Here is an 18900-nt window from a genome sequence, read left to right as displayed (position 1 = left end):
ACGGGCGCCCGCCCGGCCGTCACCATCGAAGAGCACCGGCCCCGCGGCCGGCCCTGCCCCGTGGCGGCCGGCCCACACGACGACGTGCCCCCGGCGCGGCGTGCCGACGCGACCACGTGACGACGGGAAGGCGGCCCCGATGGCCCACCCCACGGCCCTGGCCCACCCAGTCCCCGACCCGCAGCCCGCCCCGCTCCCCGAGGCCGCCGACGTCGTGGTCGTCGGCGGCGGGGTGATCGGCGCCAGCATCGCCTTCCACCTGGCCGAGGCGGACGCCGGCCGGGTGCTGCTGCTCGAACGCGACCTGCCGGCCTCCGGCTCGTCCGGCAAACCCCTGGGCGGGGTCCGCGCCCAGTTCTCCGACCCGCTCAACATCCGGCTCGGTCGGCGCAGCCTGGACGCCTGGCGGGACTTCGCCCGTCGCCCGGGCGCCGACATCGCCCTGCACTCCGTCGGCTACCTCTTCCTCCTCGGCGACGAAGCCGAACGGGACACCTTCGCCGCGGGCGTCGAGGTCCAGCACGCCCACGGGGTGCCCAGCCGCCTGATCACCCCGCGCGCCGCCCAGGACCTGTGCCCCTACGTCGACCCCCGCACCCTGGTCGCCGCCGCCTTCTCGCCCACCGACGGCTACGCGACGCCCAAGGCCGCCGTCACCGGCTACCTCCGCGCGGCCCGCCGGCTCGGCGCCACCGTCCGCACCCGCTGCCCGGTCACCGCCATCGACACCGTCGACGGCCGGCTGACGGCGGTCCGCACCCCGCACGGCACCGTCCGCACCCCCACCGTGATCTGTTGCGCCGGCGCCTGGTCCGCCGCCGTCGGCGCACTGGCCGGCGTCACCCTGCCGGTCACCCCGCTGCGCCGCCAGATCGCCTTCACCGGCCCCTTGCGCCCCCGCCCGCCCCGCATCCCCTTCACCCTCGACTACGCCTCCACCCTCTACTTCCACAACGACGGCGCCGACGGCCTGCTCGTCGGCCTGTCCGATCCGGACCAACAGCCGGGCTATGCAAGGGAGTTCAGCCAAGAATGGCTGACCCCGTTCCGCGCCGCCGCGGCCCGCCGGGTCCCGGACCTCGCGCGGGTGCCGATCACCGGCGGCTGGGCCGGCCTCTACGAGATGACCCCGGACCGCAACGCCCTCATCGGCGAGGCCCCGCACCCCGGCCGCTTCCTCTACGCCACCGGCTTCTCCGGCCACGGCTTCCTCCAGGCACCCGCCGTCGGCGAGCTCGTCCGCGACCTGTACCTGCGCCGCGAGCCCTTCCTCGACGTCGGCCCGCTCGCCGCCACCCGCTTCGACGACCACCGCGCCGTCCGCCCCGAAGCCCACATCATCTGACCCGACCGCCCCGGAAGGCACGACCCATGGCCCTGACCCCCACCTGGCGGCTGCGCGCCGCGTTCGCCCGCCGGCTCTCCGCCATGTACGGCACCGAAGTCCCGGCCTACACCACCCTGTTGGAGGTCACCGGGCAGATCAACGACGAGGTCGCCGGCCGCGACCCGGACGCCGGCCGGCTCGGCAGCCTCGACCGGGTCACCGCCGAACGCCACGGCGCCATCCGCGTCGGCACCCCCACCGAACTCCGCCAGGCCGGGCAGGTGTTCGCCGCGCTCGGCATGCACCCGGTGGGCTTCTACGACCTCCGCGACGGCGACGTCGGCGCGGTCCCCGTCGTCTCCACCGCCTTCCGCCCCCTGGACGCCACCGAACTCGACCGCAACCCCTTCCGGGTCTTCACCTCCCTCCTCACCACCGGCGACCGCCGCTTCTTCGACGCCGACCTGGAGTCCCGACTGACCGCCTTCCTCGCCCGCCGCCGGCTCTTCCCACCCGAACTCCTCGACCTCGCCGCACGGGCGGAGCGCGAGCACGGCCTCGACGAAGCGGCCGCGGAACGCTTCCTGACCCTCGCCGTCGACGCGTTCACCCTCTCCACCGAGCCCGTCGACCGCGCCTGGTACGCCGAACTGGAACGGATCTCCGCGGTCGCCGCCGACATCGGCGGGGTCACCACCACCCACGTCAACCACCTCACCCCGCGCGTCCTGGACATCGACGCCCTCTACCGGCGGATGGAGGAGCGCGGCATCACCATGATCGACCGCATCCAGGGCCCGCCGCGCTGGGCCGGCCCCGACGTGTTGCTGCGCCAGACCTCCTTCCGCGCGCTGGCCGAACCCCGCACCTTCCGCGACCCCGACGGCCGGCTCACCCGCGGCGCGCTGCGGGTGCGCTTCGGCGAGGTCGAGGCCCGCGGCATCGCCCTGACCCGCACCGGCCGGGCCCGCTACGACGCCCTCACGGCCGAGACCGACCGCCGCACCGCCGGCCGCCCCGACGCCGAACGCCAGGCGACCGCCCGCACCCTGTGGGAACGGGACTTCCCCCGCACCGAGGCCCAACTCCACGCCGAACGGCTGGCGTTCTTCACCTACCGCCCGGTGGCCGACCGCCCCCGCGACGGCCGCCGCCCGCCCGCCGACCGAGCCGCCCTGCTCGCCGACGGCTGGCTCACCGCCCACCCGCTCGTCTACGAGGACTTCCTGCCCCGCTCCGCCGCCGGCATCTTCCGCTCCAACCTCACCGGCGACGGCACCCGCGACCCGCACCGCGACGGCACCCCCTTCGACGCCCACCGCCTCGCCGAAGCCCTCGGCCGCCCGGTGCACGACCCGTTCGCCGGCTACGCCGCACAGCAGGACCGCTCGCTGCGCGCCGCACTGACCGCCCTGGGCGCCGACGAGGCCCTGCGCGCCCTGCCCGCCCCGGCCCCCACCGCCTCGACCGACGCCTAGCCACCCCGGCCCACCCCACGAGGAGTCACCGATGACCGTCCGCGCCCACCCCGCCGCCCTCGCCCTCCCCGACACCGACGCCCTGCGGACCCGCGCCGGCACCGCGCTGCGCCGCTGCGGCGCGGCCGGCCTCGACGCCCACCTGGCCCGGGACCCCGGCACCGGCGCCACGGTCGCCGCCCGCACCCCGCTCACCGGCGCCGTCCTCGCCCACCTGCCCGCCACCACCCCCGAGCAGGCCGAGGCCGCCCTCGCCGACGCCCACCGCACCTTCCGCACCTGGCGCACGGTCCCCGCCCCGGTCCGCGGCGCCCTGGTCAAGCGGCTCGGCGAACTGCTCACCGCCCACCAGGAGGACCTCGCCGACCTGGTCACCCTCGAAGCCGGCAAGATCCGCTCCGAGGCGCTCGGCGAGGTCCGCGAGATGATCGACGTCTGCGACTTCGCGGTCGGCCTCTCCCGCCAGCTCTACGGCCGGACCATCGCCGGCGAACGCCCCGGCCACCGGCTCTCCGAGAGCTGGCACCCGCTCGGCGTCGCCGGGGTGATCTCCGCCTTCAACTTCCCCGTCGCCGTGTGGTCCTGGAACGCCGCCATCGCCCTGGTCTGCGGCGACCCGGTGGTCTGGAAGCCGTCCGAACTCACCCCGCTCACCGCGCTCGCCTGCACCGCCCTGCTGGCCCGCGCCGCCGCCGACACCGGCGCCCCGCCCGGCGTCCACCACCTGCTGCTCGGCGGACCGGAACACGGCGAACTGCTCGCCGACGACCCCCGGGTGGCCCTGGTCAGCGCCACCGGCTCGGTGCGGATGGGACGGCAGGTGGCGCCGCGGGTCGCCGCCCGCTTCGGCCGCTGCCTGCTGGAACTCGGCGGCAACAACGCCGCCGTCGTCACCCCCTCCGCCGACCTCGACCTGACCGTCCGCGGTGTGGTCTTCGCCGCCGCCGGCACCGCGGGCCAGCGCTGCACCACCCTGCGCCGGCTGATCGTCCACGAGGACCTCGCCGCCCCGCTCGTCGAACGCCTCGCGCACGCCTACGCGCAGCTCCCGCTCGGCGACCCGTACCACCCGGACACCCTCGTCGGCCCCCTGATCAGCACCGCCGCGCACGGCGCGATGACCGAGGCGCTGGCCGCCGCCCGCCGCGACGGCGGCACCGTCGTCACCGGCGGCGACCGCCGCTTCGCCGACGAGGCCCCCGACGCCGCCTACGTCCGGCCCGCCCTCGTCCGGATGCCCGACCAGACCGCCGTCGTCCGCACCGAGACCTTCGCCCCGATCCTCTACGTCCTGACCTACCGGACCCTGGAACAGGCCATCGCCCTGCAGAACGGCGTCCCGCAGGGCCTGTCCTCCAGCATCTTCACCCGCGACCAGCGGGAAGCCGAACGGTTCCTGGCCGCCGACGGCTCCGACTGCGGCATCGCCAACGTCAACATCGGCACCTCGGGGGCGGAGATCGGCGGCGCGTTCGGCGGCGAGAAGGACACCGGCGGCGGCCGGGAGTCCGGCTCCGACGCCTGGCGCTCCTACATGCGCCGGGCCACCAACACCGTCAACTACTCCACCGACCTCCCCCTGGCCCAGGGCGTCAACTTCCTCTGAATCCCGCTGTGTTGAGGCGGCCTTGCGATCGGGCCATCAGTGCAGCGCCGCCCGTCCCAGGTCCGCCACCAGCGTCGGCGACGGTCGGGGGATGGCGCCGAAGTCCTCGTCGTCCCCCTCCACCACCAGTCGGTTGATCACGTTCTCCAGCGCGGTCGGCAGCGTCGGCGCCAGGCCGCTGTGCCACTGCACGAGCAGGTTGTGCCGGGCCTCGTCCGGCAGCAGCTGCTTCTCGTCGAACGCCGCCACCGCCCGGGGCTCCTCGTCGGGTGCGTGCGCGGCCTGCTCGCGCCAGTAGGAGGCGTCCCGGAACTCGCCGTCCCGGCGGTGCGCGAGGTACAGGCAGTACGCCGCGGTCCGGCTGCCGGCCCCGGCGCCGAAGTGCCACCAGAAGTGCGCCGCCGCGGACCGCCCGGTGATGTGCAGCAGGCACCCGAAGACCAACGCGCCCTCGGGGTCGATGTGGTGGTCGTCCACCAGCCGCTCCAGGCTCGCCGCGGCCGCCGCCGCGTTGACCACCAGCGCGCACGCCAACTGGAGTTCCTGGGTGGCCTCGTCCCGAGCGGTGGGATACCCGCTCGGTGCGGCCCGCCCGGGCCGGGCCGGCGGCACCACAGCGGGCGGCGCCTCCGCCCCCCGCCCGGGCGCCGCGGACGGCGCCAGGCAGCCCAACCCGTCGAGCGCCCCCGCGTCGTCCAGCGCCCCGAAGTCCGCCAGGCCGCCGATCCCGGCCACCGCCGCCGCGGCGCTGAGCAACGTCTCGACGGTCTCGCGCCGTTCGCCCGCGTCCGGATACGCCCTCGTCATGTTCCGTTCCCCCATGTTCGACTCCTGTCGAGCTGTCCGGCCACCCGGCCGGCTATCCCTGATCGATGCCGAGCGCGGCGGCCAGCTTCCGCTTGCCCCGGCTCGCGTACGAGCGCACGGTGACCTCGTCCACCCCGAGCAGCGCGGCGATCTCCCCGTCGCGGTACCCGACGACGTGCCGGAGCACGATGACGTCGCACTGCCGCTCCGGCAGCCGCGAGATCGCCGCGTAGAGCCCCAACTGGCTCTCCAACATGGCGAACTGCTGCTGGCACTCGCGTAACAGGGCGTGGGTGACGACGGCGAAGGCGGCGGTCCCGGTGAGCGCGATCGGCTGCCGCCGGTCGTAGAGCCACTCCATGACCTGTTCCTTGAGCAGCGACCAGGCGTAGGCCTCCACCGACGCCTGCCGCAGCGCGTGCGGCCACATCTGACTGAGCCGTCCGTACGCCGCCGAGGTCACGTCGCGGGCGGCGTCCTCGCTGCCGGTGTGCAGATAGGCGTAGGCCAGCCACTTCCGGGCGTGGGTCGCCAGGAACGCCTGGAAGGTGAGCGCCAACTGATCGCCCGATTCCTGTGGAACGGCTATTTCCGCCAGGGCAACACGGTCCGGCCTGCTGGCCGGCAGAAGTCGGTCCCGGTGTGTGCTCACGCGCCGTCCTCGTTCCGTTCGCCGTGCACCGCCGCGACACCACCGGGTACGGGGCCCGCGCCGGGAGGGCGGTTTGCCCTCACCCTCCAATCAACAGGAAACCTCGCTGATTTGTGGCACCGGACGACAAATAATCCTGCGCTCCGTATTCGTATGACTACTCACGACCGGGAACGATCAGAACCCGCGCACCGACGTGCACCGAGCGACCATCGGCGCCCCGGCGCACGGTTCGGACACCCGGCGCACGGAACCGGCCCGGCGCATGAACGCCCGCGCACCGGGCAGTGCTCTGCACGACGGCGCTCCCACCGGCGGGCGACCGGTCGGTGACGCATCAGGGGAGGCGGCGCGCGATGAACGACCACGAGCCCGTGGTGGACCTGCAGTTGGACCGGGCGCACTCGGCCCGCATCTACGACTACCTCCTGGGCGGCAAGACCAACTTCCTGGCCGACCGGATGGCCGCCGGCCGGGTGCTCGGCGTCTTCCCCGCCGCCCTGGTCGCGGCGCGCATCAACCGCGAGTTCATGCAGCGGGCCACCCGGCACCTGGCCGCCGCCGGCCTGCGCCAGTTCCTCGACATCGGCACCGGCATCCCCACCCCGCCGAACCTCCACGAGATCGCCCAGCACGCCACCCCCGACGCCCGCATCGTCTACACCGACAACGACCCCATCGTCCTCGCGCACGCCGCGGCCCTGCTGCGCGGCACCCCCGAGGGCCGCACCGCCTACGTACCGGCCGACGTCACCGACCCCGCCGGCATCCTGACCGCCCCCTCGCTCCGCACCACCCTCGACCTGACCCGGCCGGTGGCGCTGAGCCTCAACGCCCTGATGCACTTCGTCACCGACGACGGCCAGGACCGGGCGCACGGCGTCGTGGAGACCCTCAAGGCCGCCCTCCCCAGCGGCAGCACGCTCGCCATGACCCACGCCACCCCGGACTACAGCCCGGAGACCATGGCGCGGATCATCGGGATCTACCGCGACGCCGGCACCGAGCTGCAGTTCCGCACCCGTGCCGAGTTCCTGCGCTTCTTCGACGGCTGGGAACTGCTCGACCCCGGCGTCACCCTCTCGCACCAGTGGCGCCCCGACCGCCCCGAGGACGCCACGCACGTCACCGACGCCGAGGCCGCCTGCTACGCCGCGGTCGCCCGCAAACCCTGACCGCGCGTCCCCGGGGCCGGGCGCTCACTCCTTGCGGTAGCCGTACGCCTCCTCGGCGGCCGTCGCCACCGCCGCCAGGTCCGCCCCGGCCGAGGCGCTGACCACGGCGGCCACCGCACCCTCGACGAACGGCGCGTCCACCAGCAGGGCACCCGTCGGGAGTTCGTCGCCGTCCGCGATCATCGCCTTCACCGTCAGCACCGCGCTGCCGAGGTCCACCAGCAGCGCCACCCCCGCGCCGCGGTCCACCTTCCGCGCCGCCGCCGCGATCAGCGCGGAGCTGGTGCCCAGCCCGCCGTCCGGCGTCCCGCCGGCCGCCGCCACCGGCGCCTTGGTGCCCCCGCCGGCCAGCCCCGTCGTCAGCTCCACGACCGCCTCCGCGACGGCCTTGCTGTGCGACACCAGCACCACGCCCACCAGGGCGTCCGGGCCGTTCACCGCGCCACCTCCGCGAGGGCCGCGAACAGCAGCGCCGAACTCGTCGCGCCCGGGTCCTGGTGACCGACGCTGCGTTCCCCCAGATAGCTCGCGCGCCCCTTGCGGGCGAGCATCGGCACGGTGCTTCGTGCCCCCTCGTCGGCCGCCTCGGCTGCGGCGGCCAGCGACGTGTCCAGGGCGGCCACCGCCGGCTCCAGCGCATCGATCATGGTCTTGTCGCCGGGTGCGGCACCCCCCAGCTCCCGCACCGCCGCCAGCCCGGCCCGCAGACCCGCCTGCAACTCCGCCACGGTCACCTGGGGCGCCTCGCCGAGGCCCTTCCCGGCCCGTCGCAGCAGCGTCCCGTACAGCGGCCCCGACGCACCCCCCACGGTCGAGATCAGCTGCCGCCCCGCGGCGACCAGCACGGCCCCCGGCGTACCGGGCGGCTCCGCCTCCAGCGCCTTCACCACGGCCGCGAACCCCCGCTGCATGTTGGCCCCGTGATCGGCGTCGCCGATCGCCGAGTCCAGCTCGGTGAGCCGCTCGGCCTCCCGGTCGACCAGACCGGCCGCGGCGGCCATCCACCGCACGAAGAACCCACTGTCAAGCGCCGTGTCCACCACACCATCACCCCTCTGCACGAGCGACACCCAACTACCCTTTACCGTCCTGTCCTCAGCCGCCCCACCGGCTACCGTCCCCACCGCAGCCCGGGCGTCGCCACCGGCGCGTCCCACAGCCGCAGCAGCTCCCCGTCCACCTGGCACAACGTCACCGAGGCCCCGGCCATGTCCAGTGACGTGACGTAGTTCCCCACCAACGTACGGGCCACCGTCACCCCGCGCTCGTCGAGCACCCGGCGCACCTCCGCGCCGAAGCCGTACAGCTCCAGCAGCGGCGTCGCCCCCATCCCGTTCACCAGGACCAGCACCGGCAACTGCGGCTGGAGGTCGCTCAGCACGGCGTCCACCGCGACGTCCGCGATCTCGTGCGCGGTCATCATGGCCCGCCGCTCCCGCCCCGGCTCGCCGTGGATGCCCACCCCCAACTCCAGCTCCCCGGGCGGCAGGTCGAAGGTCGGGCCGCCCTTGGCCGGCGTCGAGCAGGCGCTCAGCGCCACCCCGAAACTCCGCGACGACGCCACGACCCGTCGGGCCACCGCCTCGACCCGCTCCAGCGGCATGCCCTCCTCCGCCGCGGCCCCCGCGATCTTCTCCACGAACAGCGTCGCGCCGGTGCCGCGCCGCCCGGCGGTGAAGGTCGAGTCGCGCACCGCCACGTCGTCGTCGACCAGCACGCTGGCGACCTGCACCCCCTCGTCCTCCGCCAGCTCCGCCGCCATCCGGAAATTCAGCACGTCGCCCGTGTAGTTCTTCACCACGAACAGCACCCCGCTCCCGGAGTCCACCGCGGCCGCCGCCCGCACCATCTGGTCCGGCACCGGCGAGGTGAACACCTCGCCCGGACACGCCGCGTCCAGCATCCCGGGCCCCACGAACCCCCCGTGCAACGGCTCGTGACCGCTGCCCCCACCGGAGAGCAACGCCACCTTCCCGGCCACCGGCGCGTCCCGCCGCACCACCACCCGGTTCGCCACGTCCACCACCAGTTCCGGGTGCGCCGCGGCCATCCCCCGCAGGGCGTCGGCCACCACGGTCTCGGGGACGTTGATCAACATCCTCATGGGTACCTTCCAGGGTTCCTAACAAGCACGGCCATGGCCAGTGTCTTAGCAGGTCAGATCTGGTTTCGCTGTTCTCGATCGGGGCGTTCGGCGGCGCCGCACGACGGCTTCCGGCGAGACTGTCGCCGACTACACGCCGACTATCCTGACGGCTACTCAGCCAATCGGGTGACCTTCCCATGTGACTGCTCCGGCGGATCAAGTATCGGGCCGCGAGGAGCCGCCTGCACTGCTGTCCACGAGGTTTCTCCACCGCAACGGGCGCCCGCGGACCGACGCCCGCCCCTCCCGCCGAACGCGCGCTCCGTAGCCCCAAGCGATCCACCAACACCCCGCCGGCCGTGCGCGGCCCCACGGGAACGGGCGCACCGGCCACTCGAACGGCGTACGCGGGGCGCGCCACCAGCCCCCGGTGTCGCGCCGCCCGCCCCTCCCCACGCGCCGCCGTGCGCGGGCTCGTTCCGGGTCAGCCCGCCTTCGGCGGCTGCTGCGCGTCGAAGGCGAAGAGGGTGTTCTTGGCCGCGGCCACGATCACCGCACGCCCCGCAAGCGTCACCCGCGGGCTGGCGCCCGACCCGCCCGTCAAACCGTCGGCCTGCGGATTCGTCGTCCACAGGGTCTTGCCGTCGTGCGGCGACAGGGCGACCACCCGGCCGGTGGCCGAGCTGAAATACAGGGCGTCGGCGTCCGCAACGGGACCCGACGCGCCCTCCACGCCGGTCTGCCGCGACCACTTCTGCCGGCCGGTCGCGGGGTCGAGCGCGGTGATGAGACCGATCTGCCCGCTCACGTAGACGGTGCCGTCCGCCATGCCGGGCGTGCCCGCGTAGGTCTTGGCCAGGCGGGAGGAGGTGACCTTCCGCGCGGCCAGGTCGACCCGCGCCACCCCGTCGTAGCCGGCCAGTTGCGGTCCCTGCATGTGGAGGTGCAGGAGTACGAGCCGGCCGTTGGCGACGCCCATCGGCACGGCGGGGCCGTTGACCGCGATGGGCCTGCCCAGTGCCCCCGAGGCGCGGTCGACCGGGTACAGGCTGGGGTGGCGCACCTCCAAGGCGTCCACTTCCGCCGTCGACGCGCACATCGCGACGAGCTGTGCGCCCACTGGGACGGGAGCGCACTGCGTCCCCGCGGGGAAGGGCGACGTCCACGTGACGTGACCGCTGCGGGCGTTGCGGGCTTCGAGGCGGGAGTTGGCGGCGTTGACCGTCACGACGTCGGAGCCGATCACGACGGCGTCCTGACTCCGGCCCGTTACGGCCTGCGACTGGGCGCCGGACGCCACGGACCACAACTCGCGGCCGGTGTTCGCGTCGAGGGCCACCACTGCGTTGCGCGGATCCTGCGGGGCGTCCTGGGCGGCGATGCGGTAACCGAGCACCGTGTCGTCGGTGGCGCCCACCAGATGCATGCCGTCGACGGGGACGCCGGGGCTCTTCACCGTCCACACCCGCGAGCCGTCCCCGGCCCGGATGCGGGTCGCGACGACGCTGCCGCCCCCGCAGAACAGCGCGTCGCCGTGCGCGACGCACCGCAGCTCGTCGGGGATGTCCGGGCGTCCGCCGGGCACGGTCTCGTGCCACGGCGCGAAGCCGCCCGGCAGCGCGGCGCTCGCCGCCGCCGGGCTGTTGCCCTTGGCGCCGCCGCCGTTGCCCCCGAAGCCGCCCGCCGTCAAGGCGGCGACTCCGCCGCCGATCGCCGCCACCGCGACCGCGACGGCGAGCACGGGACGCCAACGGCGACGCAGCCGGCGGCCGACGGAGGTGTCGGTGCTCCCCGTATCGGGATCGGCCGGAGCGGTGGTCGACGGTGCCGGCGTCGGGGCTGCCGGGGCTGCCGGGGCTGCCGGGGCTGCCGGGGCTGCCGGGGCCGGGGTCGCCGGCGTCGCGAGGTGATGTTGGGTGAGGATGTCGCGGGTGCGGCCGGCGCCGACTCCGTTCGCGTCGGTCTGGCCGAGGTCGGCCGGCAGGTCCCGCAGCAGCACGAGGAGTTCGTCCGCCGAGGGGCGCCCGTCGGGCTCCTTGGCCAGGCACGACTCGACGACCGTGCGCAAGGCCCCCGGCACGTCGTCCAACGACGGCTCCTCGTGCACGACCTGGTACGCGGCGATGTAGGGGCTGTCCGCGTCGAACGGCCCGTGGCCCGTCGCTGCGTACGCCAGCAGCGTCCCCAGCGAGAAGACGTCGGACCGCGGCCCCACGTCACGCGGCGCCTGCAACTGCTCCGGCGACATGAAGGGCGGCGTACCGATGACCCGCCCCGTGATCGTCAGCGTCTGCTGGTCCGCGGCGCGCGAGATGCCGAAGTCGATGACGCGGGGGCCCTCGGGCGAGAGCACGACGTTGGCGGGCTTCAGGTCACGGTGGACGACCCCCACCCGGTGGATGTCCCGCAGCGCCTCCGCCAGCCCGATGGCGAGCCTCCTCAGCTCCGCTCCGCTCAGCGGGCCCTTCGTGGCGATGTGCCGGGCGAGGGTGTGCCCCTGGATGTAGGTCGTCGCCATCCACGGCTGCTCGGCCTCAGGGGCGGCGTCGACCACGGCGGCGGTGAACGCGCCGCTCACCCGCCGCGCCGCCGCCACCTCCTGCCGGAAGCGGATGCGGAACTCGTCGTCCGCCGCGAACTGGGGGTGGATCAGTTTGATCGCGACAGGTCGCCCCGAACTCGTACGGGCCAGGAAGACCGTGCCCATGCCACCCGAGCCGAGCCGCGCCTCCAGCGGATAACCGCCGATCTCGGCTGGATCACCTCCGCGCAGCGACACTCTTCCCGACCTCCCGTTCCCTGTGCACCTCTGCCACCACGGGCCTGCGTACCTGTCCTGCACACAAACTAGCCGCAGGGCAGTACAGCAGAGCACGGCGGGTGACGAACAGGGACCCCAGGTCCGCCCCCGTGCCGCACCCGACGAAGCCCCGCCGGGAGGAGGCCCGGCCCTCTCGCACCGGCCCTGCGCGCATTCCTCCCCCACCGTCCACGCCCCATGCCCAGCGACGTGCTGGGCATGGGGGTTGGAGGTGGCGGTGGAGGGGGGGACCTGCGGGTCAGGGGGCAGGGGTCAGGGCGTGCCGCCGGGGAGTGGAGTCCCTGGCCGGTCGATGGTGTCGTGGACGCGCACGATGCCGCCGTAGGTCGAGACGTAGGCGGAGCCGTCGGGGCCGAGGGTGATGGGGGACCAGTTGTTGTTGACGGCGTCGCCGGTGCCGGTGGGGATGCGGAAACGGGTGCGGCCGGTGCGCCAGTCGATGCCCGTCAGGTACCAGGCGTCGATGCCCTGGGCGTTGGACGGCTTGGTGTAGGCGTACAGGATGCCGTTGGCGCGGGAGAGTTTGGTGACGACGGTGGGGGACTGCTCCGGGCTGGTCCAGGCGACGTGGCAGCCGCGGCCGTCCGGGTCGACCTCGACCTTGGTGATGCCGCCGGGGGTGCTGCGGCCCTGTTGGGTGTCCTTCAGCGAGGTGTAGCCGTAGTCGTTCTCCACCGAGAAGCCGTTGCCCCAGGAGGTGAGGGAGTTCTCGGTGGCGCCGGCGCCGGGGGCGAAGACCGGCACCGAGCAGACCAGGCGGTCGCCGGTGGGGTGGTCGCCGCGGCGGTAGACGTTGACGTGCATGCGGGGGTCGGCGTTGTCGGTGATCGCGACGTAGCGGTCGGTCAGTGCGGGGGTGGCGCCGGTGCCCTGGTTGATCTGGCCGGGCTTGTGCCGGGTGCCGCGGTCGTAGCTCTCCTGCCAGGCGATGCGCGGGGTGCCGTCGGGGGCGGCGTGCAGTTCGTACAGCGCGTGGTCGGTGGCGACGTAGGCGCCGTCCGGGCCGGTGGAGAAGGAGTTCTCGATCTGCTCACCGGGGCGGTGGATCGACCTGACCGTACCGGTGGCGGGGTTGACGGTGCCGATCCGGCCGTGGTCGCTGACCCACCACAACAGCCCCTGGTAGTCGGCCTGCACGGCGGTGACCGGGTCGCACTCGCCGGCCGGGTCGGGGTCCGCCGCGGTGGCGCAGTCGTGCGGCAGGTGCGGGCGCAGGTCCCAGTCGTCGGTGCGGTGGAAGCTCCACCGTCCCCGGGCGTCGCGCCGCACGGCCAGGCGCTGGACGTGCTGGTCGGCGCTGGCGATCACGATGCGGTCGTGGTTGTCCAGGTAGTAGTAGGAGCCGGAGGTGTCGGAGAACATCACCGCCGGATCGCCGGTGGCCGCGGCCTGGTACGTGGACGGGCGGACCGGCAGCGGGTAGACCGCGAGGTCCTTGAGGGTGGTGGGGTCCTCCAGGCGCAGCGTCGGGTGGTGGGAGGCGCCGCCGCAGTTGAGGACCATGAGGCCGTTGCGCAGGAAGGTGGCGGTGGCGCACTGCGGCGGGTCGCCGGGGCTGGTGGCCTTGCCGACGTCGGTCACCTGCGGGTGCCGGCCGAGCGGGCCGGACTGCGGCTGGGTGTTGGTGGCCTGGCTGTCACCGTGCATGGCGCTGGTCCCGTTCGGTGCCATGAACGGGTTCTGGGTTGCGCGGCCCGGTACGGGGCGGGGGACGACCGGGGCACCGGTGGATCCGGGCGTCCGGCCGGCAGCGGAGGCGTCGGGGGCGTCGGGCCGAGGGGCGGCCTGGCTCGGCGTGATGCCGGTGAGGAGGAGGGCCGAGGCGGCGGCGAGGGCGGCGGTCGCGGTGCGCGCGGTCCCGCGCCGGCTCCTGGCCGACGGGCGTAGGGGGTGTCGGATCCGTTGCTTCCTGTTTTCGGGCATGCGGGTGGCCTCCGGTTTCGGGGCAGGGTCGGGCGGCTCCCGCCGCGCTGAATTAAGGCGAGTGACTTAATAAGGTATACGCCTTAAACTGTTGCGATGACCAGAGGGAGTAGCGCACGGGCCGCCATCGCCGCGGCGGCCCTGCGGATGTTCGCCGAGCGGGGCATCGACGCCGTTTCGCTGCGGGAGATCACCGCCGCCGCCGGCCAGCGCAACAAGTCCGCGGCCCAGTACCACTTCGGCACCAAGGAACAACTGGTCCGGGAGATCTTCGAGCGCAACGCCCGCGAGGTGAACGCCCGACGGCAACGGCTCCTCGACGCGCTGACCGCGGCCGAGCGGGGTCCGGGCGTTTCCGCCCTGGTCGATGCGCTCATCCGCCCGCTCGCCGAGACCGTCGACGAGCACAGTCACTACGCCCGCTTCCTGGCCCAGGTGTCCCTGCACCCGTGGATCGAGGCGCTGGCGGCCGCGGACCCCGAGGTGACCAGCAGCATCAAGGCCGTCTTCACCGCCCTCGCCGAACGCCTGGACCACGTGCCGGCCCCCGTCCTGCGTACCCGGCTCGCACTCGGGATGACCCTCACCGTCCATGCGTTGGCCGCCTGCGAACGCGGCCTGCCGCCGGGCGACCCGGACAACGACCGGCGCACCGCCCTCCTCACCGTCAACCTCGTCGACAGCCTCGTCGGCAGCCTCACCGCCGCCGTCTCACCGGCGGCCCTGGACCTCTTGGCGGGCGGGAGCGCAACCCCGGCCAGCGGCTGGACCTGGCCGTTGCTCATCGGGGCGGAGGGGGGAGGGTGATTCAGGGTGATTCCCCCGGGGGGAAGGTGAAGTGACGGTGCGTCAGGGGTGGGTGGACCACGACGCAGCAGGTGGCACGCGGTCCACGACCCGTCTGCGCGGCGTCGAACGTCACCGGCCAGGCAGCCAGTCAGTCGGCCGGCCAGCCAGTCGGCCAGCCGGGCCGGTGCGCCCGGGCCTGGCGCCGTCGCCGGACGTCACCGGCGGACCTCGTCACAGGTGGGCCGGCACCGCCTGGCGGGGGCGTTCGCCGTCCTCGTGGTCGGCTGCGGCGGCGGGCAGCCGCTGGATGAGGAGGGCGGCCCCCATGGCGAGGACGAGGAGGGCCAGCGAGGTGTACAGGGCGCCGGTGTAGGCGTCCGCGCCCTGGGCGCCGCCGGTGCCGGCGGCGGTGACGAGGCCCGAGGCGAGGGCGGTGCCGAGCGATGCGCCGATGCCGAAACAGGCGCCGGTCAGACCGGTGAGCGCCCCCTCCTGACCCTGGGGTGCCAAGACCACGGCGAGGCCGTTGAGCGCGGTGATGCTGATGCCGTTGTAGGTGAGGCCGAGGACGGCCAGGGCCGCGAAGAGCGCCCAGCCGCTGTGCAGGAAGGCCACCGCGACGGCGAAGGCGAGCAGCGAGCCCGCCGCGCCCATCAGTGCGATGCGCCGCCAGCCGAACCGCGGGCCGAGGCGGCCGGCCAGCGGGGCGCCGACCACGCCGATGGCGGAGGCCGGGGTGGCGTACAGGAGGGCGGCGTGGGTGGCGGAGAGTCCGTAGCCGGCGTGCGGGTCCTGGGTGAAGAGCGGGATGGTCAGGGCGAGGGCGCCGAACGCGCCGGCGAGGGTGAGGGTGACGGTCAGCAGCAGCGGCCAGGCGCGGCGCGAGGCGAGCAGCCGGACGTCGATCACCGCGGTGGCGGCGGTCCCCGCCGCGGCGGTGGCGGACCGGCGGTGGTCGCCGCGGGCGCGTTGGACCAGGACGAAGGCGATCAGGGCGAGCAGGCCGCCGGCGAGGCTGAGCGCGGTGGGCAGGGAGGTCCAGCCCCAGGAGGCGCCCTGGGCCAGCCCGACCAGCAGCCCGGTCAGGCCCAGCGCGAGCAGGCCGGCCCCCAGCCAGTCCATCCGGCCCCGGGACGTGGGCGGGACGGCCGGCACGCCGCGGAACACGGCGGCGGTGCCGAGCACGGCGAGCAGCAGGCTGCCGAGGAAGATGGCGCGGAAGCCGACGGTGTCGGCCAGCCAGCCGCCGGCGATGGCGTCGACGCCCGCGAAGCCGCCGTTGACCGCGCTGATGATGCCGGCCGCGCGGCCGAAGGCGGCCGGGTCGAGGACGTCGTTGAGGGTCAGGAAGGCCAGCGAGAAGGTCGCGGCCGAGACGCCCTGGAGCACGCGTCCGGCGAGGAAGACGGCGATGTTCGGCGCCAGTGCGCAGGCCAGGCTTCCGGCGATCAGCATCGCCAGGCAGGCCAGCATCATCGGCTTGCGGCCCCGGTAGTCGCTCAGCCGCGCCAACGTGACTTGCCCGACCGCCGCGAACAGGAAGAACAGCGTCTGTGACAGCCCGACCAGGCCGCTGGTGGTGTGCAGGCGCCGGACCACGTCGGGCAGCGCCGGGCTGAGCATCGTGGCGTTGATCTGGTACCCGAGCACGGCCAGCATCAGGGCCGGCAGCATGAAGCGCGGGTTCGCGGGCCGCGCCGTACGGGGGCGCTCACGGCACGTCATGGGCATGACGGCTCCTCGGGGCTGGGCTGGGCTGGGCGGGACGGGGTGCGGAGCGGGGGTCGGTGGCGGGCCGACAGCGGGCCGACGGCGGGCCGGCCGGCGCGACGGGCGGTGCACGGCTGCCTCATGTCGCTTGCTTGTCGGACAAGCTCACGTCGGTCGCACCGGTCTATCTCGCCTTCAACAGAGTGTCAATGCTTCTTTGTCGATCCTTTGAGGGAGCGAAACGCGTCGCACATCCGTGAACTGCCGGTGGAGAAAGCCGGAACGGAGGGAAAACCGCAGGTCGATGGCGCGATCGAGGAGAATGGTCAGGTGTCGGACCACGATCACGGAGAGAGGACCATGGTTGCCAGACAACCTCAACGGAGGCCGGTCGTCCTGCTGTACGAGCGGATGGTGGAGGCCATCCGCACCGGCAGCTATCCGCCGGGGTCGACCCTGCCGACCGAACCGCTGCTGGCCGCCGAGTTGGGGGTGAGTCGGCCGGCGCTGCGCGAGGCGTTGATCCTGCTCCAGGAGGACGGCGTGATCACCGTGCGGCGCGGGGTGGGGCGCACCGTCAACCACCACCTGCCGCCGCGCGGCTTCGAGTGCCTCAAGTCGCTGGAGGCGCTGCTCGGCCAGGGCGGTCCGGTCGTGGTCCGGGCCCTGGCCCGCGGATACGAGGAGCCGACCGACTTCTCCACCCAGCACCTGCTGTTGCCGGGCAGCGGTCGGGTCCGCTTCTGGGAGAGCCTGCTGGAGGTGGGCGGGGTGCACGGCTGTCTCACCCAGGAGTGGGCCGCCCCGGACGACGTGCTGGGCCGGGTCCTGCCGCAGGCCGCCGAGGCGTTCGACGGGCCGGGCGCGCGGACCGCGTCGCTGCTCGGCCTGCTCCTGGACGCCGGGCGGCACCTCCCGCTGACCGGCAGCAGCAGCATCACGGCCACCACGCTCGGCCGGCAGCGCGGCGCCCAACTGGGCCGCCCGGGAGACACCCCCGCGCTGCTGGTCACCCAGGTCGTCCGGCTGGACCGCACGCCGTTGCTGGCCGCCAAGCACATGCTGCCGCCCGGCGTACCGGCACTCCAGGTCTGGCACGCCCGCTGAGGGTCGGCGCGGGGCGGACCTCGCGCCCCAATGGTCCGGTGACGGGCGGCTTCGGCCGCCGGCGCTTCGCCCGACACGGGAAGTCGTGCCATACTCCCGCCCCATGACCTTGTCTGACAAGCTGCGGCTGGAATCTCCGACCTCTGCCCGTTCCCTCACCGAGGACCAGATCCGTCGTGCGCCGAAGGTGCTGCTCCACGACCACCTCGACGGGGGGCTGCGGGCGGCGACGATCATCGAGTTGGCGGCGGCGATCGGCTACCGGGACCTGCCGACCACCGAGCCGGTGGCGTTGGCCGACTGGTTCCGCGACGCGGCCGACTCGGGCTCGTTGGAGCGGTACTTGGAGACCTTCGCGCACACCTGCGCCGTGATGCAGAGCGCCGAGGCGCTGTTCCGGATCGCCGCGGAGTGCGCCGAGGACCTGGCCGCGGACGGGGTGGTCTACGCCGAGGTGCGGTACGCGCCCGAGCAGCACCAGGCCGGCGGGCTGACCCTGGACCAGGTGGTCGAGGCGGTCAACGCCGGCTTCCGCGAGGGCGAGCGCCGGGTGGCGGCGGCCGGCCGACGGATCCGCGTCGGCACGTTGCTGTGCGCGATGCGGCACGCCGACCGGGCGGTGGAGATCGCCGAGTTGGCCGTGGCCCACCGCGACCGCGGGGTGGCGGGTTTCGACATCGCCGGCGGGGAGATCGGCAACCCGGCCGGGCGGCACGCCGAGGCATTCGACTACCTGCGCAGTCAGGGCGCCCGGGTGACCGTGCACGCCGGCGAGGCGGTCGGTGCGGAGTCCATCCGCGAGGCGGTGCTGCGGTGCGGCGCCCACCGCATCGGGCACGGGGTGCGGATCACCGACGACATCACGATCGACGCCGACGGGCGCGTCACGCTCGGCCGGTTGGCCTCCTACGTCCGTGACCAGCGCATCGCGTTGGAGGTCTGTCCGACCTCCAACCTCCAGACCGGTGCCGCGGTCGGCTACCCGGAGCACCCCGTCGACCTGCTCCGGCGGCTGGGCTTCCGGGTCTGCCTGAACACCGACAACCGCCTGGTCAGCGGCACGACCATGACCGAGGAGTTCCAGCACCTGCGGGACGCCTTCGGCTACGGCGCCGCCGAACTGGAGGAGTTCACCGTCCACGCGGCCAAGGCCGCCTTCCTCCCCTTCGACGAACGCACCGCCCTGATCAACGAGGTGGTTCTTCCCGGCTACGCGCACCTGCGGGCCCGGGAACTGGGCCGGGTGCCGGTGCGGGAGGGCGACGCCGCCGCTGCGGCGTGAGCCCACCCGCACGACGGACGGCATCCGCACCAGGGGCCGGGACCGGGCTTGCTGGCCCCGGTCCCGGCCCCGCCGAAGTCGCCGCGCCGGCACCGCCCCTCGGGTAGCATCGGCGGCTCCAAGTCACCGGTACGGGG

15 protein-coding genes are annotated in these 18900 nt (G+C 74.2%); 7 read left to right on the top strand and 8 right to left on the bottom strand.

What is annotated here, in order from left to right; translation table 11 throughout:
• Positions 1-139: 139 nt before the first annotated feature.
• From ABD385_RS24365 to amaB, 3 genes are read left to right on the top strand one after another with little or no spacing between them, the layout of a single operon-like run.
• Positions 140-1345: an NAD(P)/FAD-dependent oxidoreductase gene (locus tag ABD385_RS24365; protein WP_344579746.1), complete on the top strand. Its 1206-nt coding sequence runs from the start codon at positions 140-142 to the stop codon at positions 1343-1345.
• A gap of 26 nt (positions 1346-1371) precedes the next feature.
• Positions 1372-2805: a 2-oxoadipate dioxygenase/decarboxylase gene (gene hglS, locus ABD385_RS24360; RefSeq protein WP_425585461.1), complete on the top strand. Its 1434-nt coding sequence runs from the start codon at positions 1372-1374 to the stop codon at positions 2803-2805.
• 31 nt (positions 2806-2836) lie between these two features.
• Positions 2837-4411, top strand: coding sequence for an L-piperidine-6-carboxylate dehydrogenase (gene amaB / locus ABD385_RS24355; RefSeq protein ID WP_344579743.1), 1575 nt, complete (start codon positions 2837-2839; stop codon positions 4409-4411).
• 36 nt (positions 4412-4447) lie between these two features.
• On the opposite strand, the gene ABD385_RS24350 is transcribed toward amaB, so the two are convergent.
• Entirely contained in the window at positions 4448-5233 is a 786-nt protein-coding gene (locus tag ABD385_RS24350; protein WP_344579740.1) for a hypothetical protein, read from the bottom strand.
• A gap of 37 nt (positions 5234-5270) precedes the next feature.
• The gene (locus tag ABD385_RS24345) at positions 5271-5870 is read right to left on the bottom strand and encodes an RNA polymerase sigma factor (protein ID WP_344579738.1); all 600 of its coding nucleotides are present in this window, start codon (positions 5868-5870) and stop codon (positions 5271-5273) included.
• A 356-nt stretch (positions 5871-6226) separates the two neighbouring features.
• Here ABD385_RS24345 and ABD385_RS24340 point away from each other — a divergent pair, with 356 nt between their 5' ends.
• Positions 6227-7045: an SAM-dependent methyltransferase gene (locus ABD385_RS24340; RefSeq protein WP_344579736.1), complete on the top strand. Its 819-nt coding sequence runs from the start codon at positions 6227-6229 to the stop codon at positions 7043-7045.
• 24 nt (positions 7046-7069) lie between these two features.
• On the opposite strand, the gene ABD385_RS24335 is transcribed toward ABD385_RS24340, so the two are convergent.
• The 5 genes from ABD385_RS24335 to ABD385_RS24315 form a co-directional block, all read right to left on the bottom strand.
• Entirely contained in the window at positions 7070-7483 is a 414-nt protein-coding gene (locus tag ABD385_RS24335; RefSeq protein ID WP_344579735.1) for a PTS-dependent dihydroxyacetone kinase phosphotransferase subunit DhaM, read from the bottom strand.
• A complete protein-coding gene (gene dhaL / locus ABD385_RS24330; protein WP_344579732.1) occupies positions 7480-8088 on the bottom strand; it encodes a dihydroxyacetone kinase subunit DhaL in 609 nt (202 codons plus the stop codon). The genes ABD385_RS24335 and dhaL overlap by 4 nt, the downstream gene beginning before the upstream one ends.
• 68 nt (positions 8089-8156) lie before the next feature.
• Complete coding sequence (dhaK, locus tag ABD385_RS24325; protein ID WP_344579730.1) at positions 8157-9149, bottom strand: dihydroxyacetone kinase subunit DhaK; 993 nt, start codon at positions 9147-9149, stop codon at positions 8157-8159.
• A 466-nt stretch (positions 9150-9615) separates the two neighbouring features.
• Positions 9616-11910, bottom strand: a complete 2295-nt coding sequence (locus ABD385_RS24320) for a protein kinase domain-containing protein (protein ID WP_344579727.1) — start codon at positions 11908-11910, stop codon at positions 9616-9618.
• A 294-nt stretch (positions 11911-12204) separates the two neighbouring features.
• A complete protein-coding gene (locus tag ABD385_RS24315; protein ID WP_344579725.1) occupies positions 12205-13875 on the bottom strand; it encodes a hypothetical protein in 1671 nt (556 codons plus the stop codon).
• A 96-nt stretch (positions 13876-13971) separates the two neighbouring features.
• Between ABD385_RS24315 and ABD385_RS24310 the strand changes: the two genes are divergently transcribed.
• A complete protein-coding gene (locus ABD385_RS24310; protein WP_344579722.1) occupies positions 13972-14682 on the top strand; it encodes a TetR/AcrR family transcriptional regulator in 711 nt (236 codons plus the stop codon).
• Between the two features lie 213 nt (positions 14683-14895).
• Here ABD385_RS24310 and ABD385_RS24305 read toward each other — a convergent pair whose 3' ends face one another.
• The gene (locus tag ABD385_RS24305) at positions 14896-16395 is read right to left on the bottom strand and encodes an MFS transporter (protein WP_344579719.1); all 1500 of its coding nucleotides are present in this window, start codon (positions 16393-16395) and stop codon (positions 14896-14898) included.
• Positions 16396-16734: 339 nt separating this feature from the next.
• Between ABD385_RS24305 and ABD385_RS24300 the strand changes: the two genes are divergently transcribed.
• Together ABD385_RS24300 and ABD385_RS24295 are read left to right on the top strand one after the other, a co-directional pair.
• Positions 16735-17481, top strand: coding sequence for a GntR family transcriptional regulator (locus tag ABD385_RS24300; protein WP_344579718.1), 747 nt, complete (start codon positions 16735-16737; stop codon positions 17479-17481).
• Between the two features lie 103 nt (positions 17482-17584).
• Positions 17585-18763, top strand: a complete 1179-nt coding sequence (locus ABD385_RS24295) for an adenosine deaminase (RefSeq protein ID WP_344579717.1) — start codon at positions 17585-17587, stop codon at positions 18761-18763.
• The last annotated feature ends 137 nt before the right edge of the window (positions 18764-18900 follow it).

Origin of the sequence: Streptomyces lunalinharesii, assembly GCF_039532155.1 — a bacterium.
Classification (GTDB): Bacteria; Actinomycetota; Actinomycetes; order Streptomycetales; family Streptomycetaceae; genus Streptomyces; species Streptomyces lunalinharesii.
The sequence above is the reverse complement of the archived record's forward strand: the minus strand, read 5'-3'. Positions and strand labels throughout refer to the sequence as shown.

What these genes read in the sequence shown, in the direction of transcription:
- ABD385_RS24310 (WP_344579722.1), top strand. Translation starts at nt 13,972, where the DNA reads ATGACCAGAGGGAGTAGCGCACGGGCCGCCATCGCCGCGGCGGCCCTG.
- ABD385_RS24295 (WP_344579717.1), top strand. Translation starts at nt 17,585, where the DNA reads ATGACCTTGTCTGACAAGCTGCGGCTGGAATCTCCGACCTCTGCCCGT.
- amaB (WP_344579743.1), top strand. Translation starts at nt 2,837, where the DNA reads ATGACCGTCCGCGCCCACCCCGCCGCCCTCGCCCTCCCCGACACCGAC.
- ABD385_RS24365 (WP_344579746.1), top strand. Translation starts at nt 140, where the DNA reads ATGGCCCACCCCACGGCCCTGGCCCACCCAGTCCCCGACCCGCAGCCC.
- dhaK (WP_344579730.1), bottom strand. Translation starts at nt 9,149, where the DNA reads ATGAGGATGTTGATCAACGTCCCCGAGACCGTGGTGGCCGACGCCCTG.
- hglS (WP_425585461.1), top strand. Translation starts at nt 1,372, where the DNA reads ATGGCCCTGACCCCCACCTGGCGGCTGCGCGCCGCGTTCGCCCGCCGG.
- ABD385_RS24340 (WP_344579736.1), top strand. Translation starts at nt 6,227, where the DNA reads ATGAACGACCACGAGCCCGTGGTGGACCTGCAGTTGGACCGGGCGCAC.
- ABD385_RS24305 (WP_344579719.1), bottom strand. Translation starts at nt 16,395, where the DNA reads ATGCCCATGACGTGCCGTGAGCGCCCCCGTACGGCGCGGCCCGCGAAC.
- ABD385_RS24300 (WP_344579718.1), top strand. Translation starts at nt 16,735, where the DNA reads ATGGTTGCCAGACAACCTCAACGGAGGCCGGTCGTCCTGCTGTACGAG.
- ABD385_RS24315 (WP_344579725.1), bottom strand. Translation starts at nt 13,875, where the DNA reads ATGCCCGAAAACAGGAAGCAACGGATCCGACACCCCCTACGCCCGTCG.
- ABD385_RS24350 (WP_344579740.1), bottom strand. Translation starts at nt 5,233, where the DNA reads ATGGGGGAACGGAACATGACGAGGGCGTATCCGGACGCGGGCGAACGG.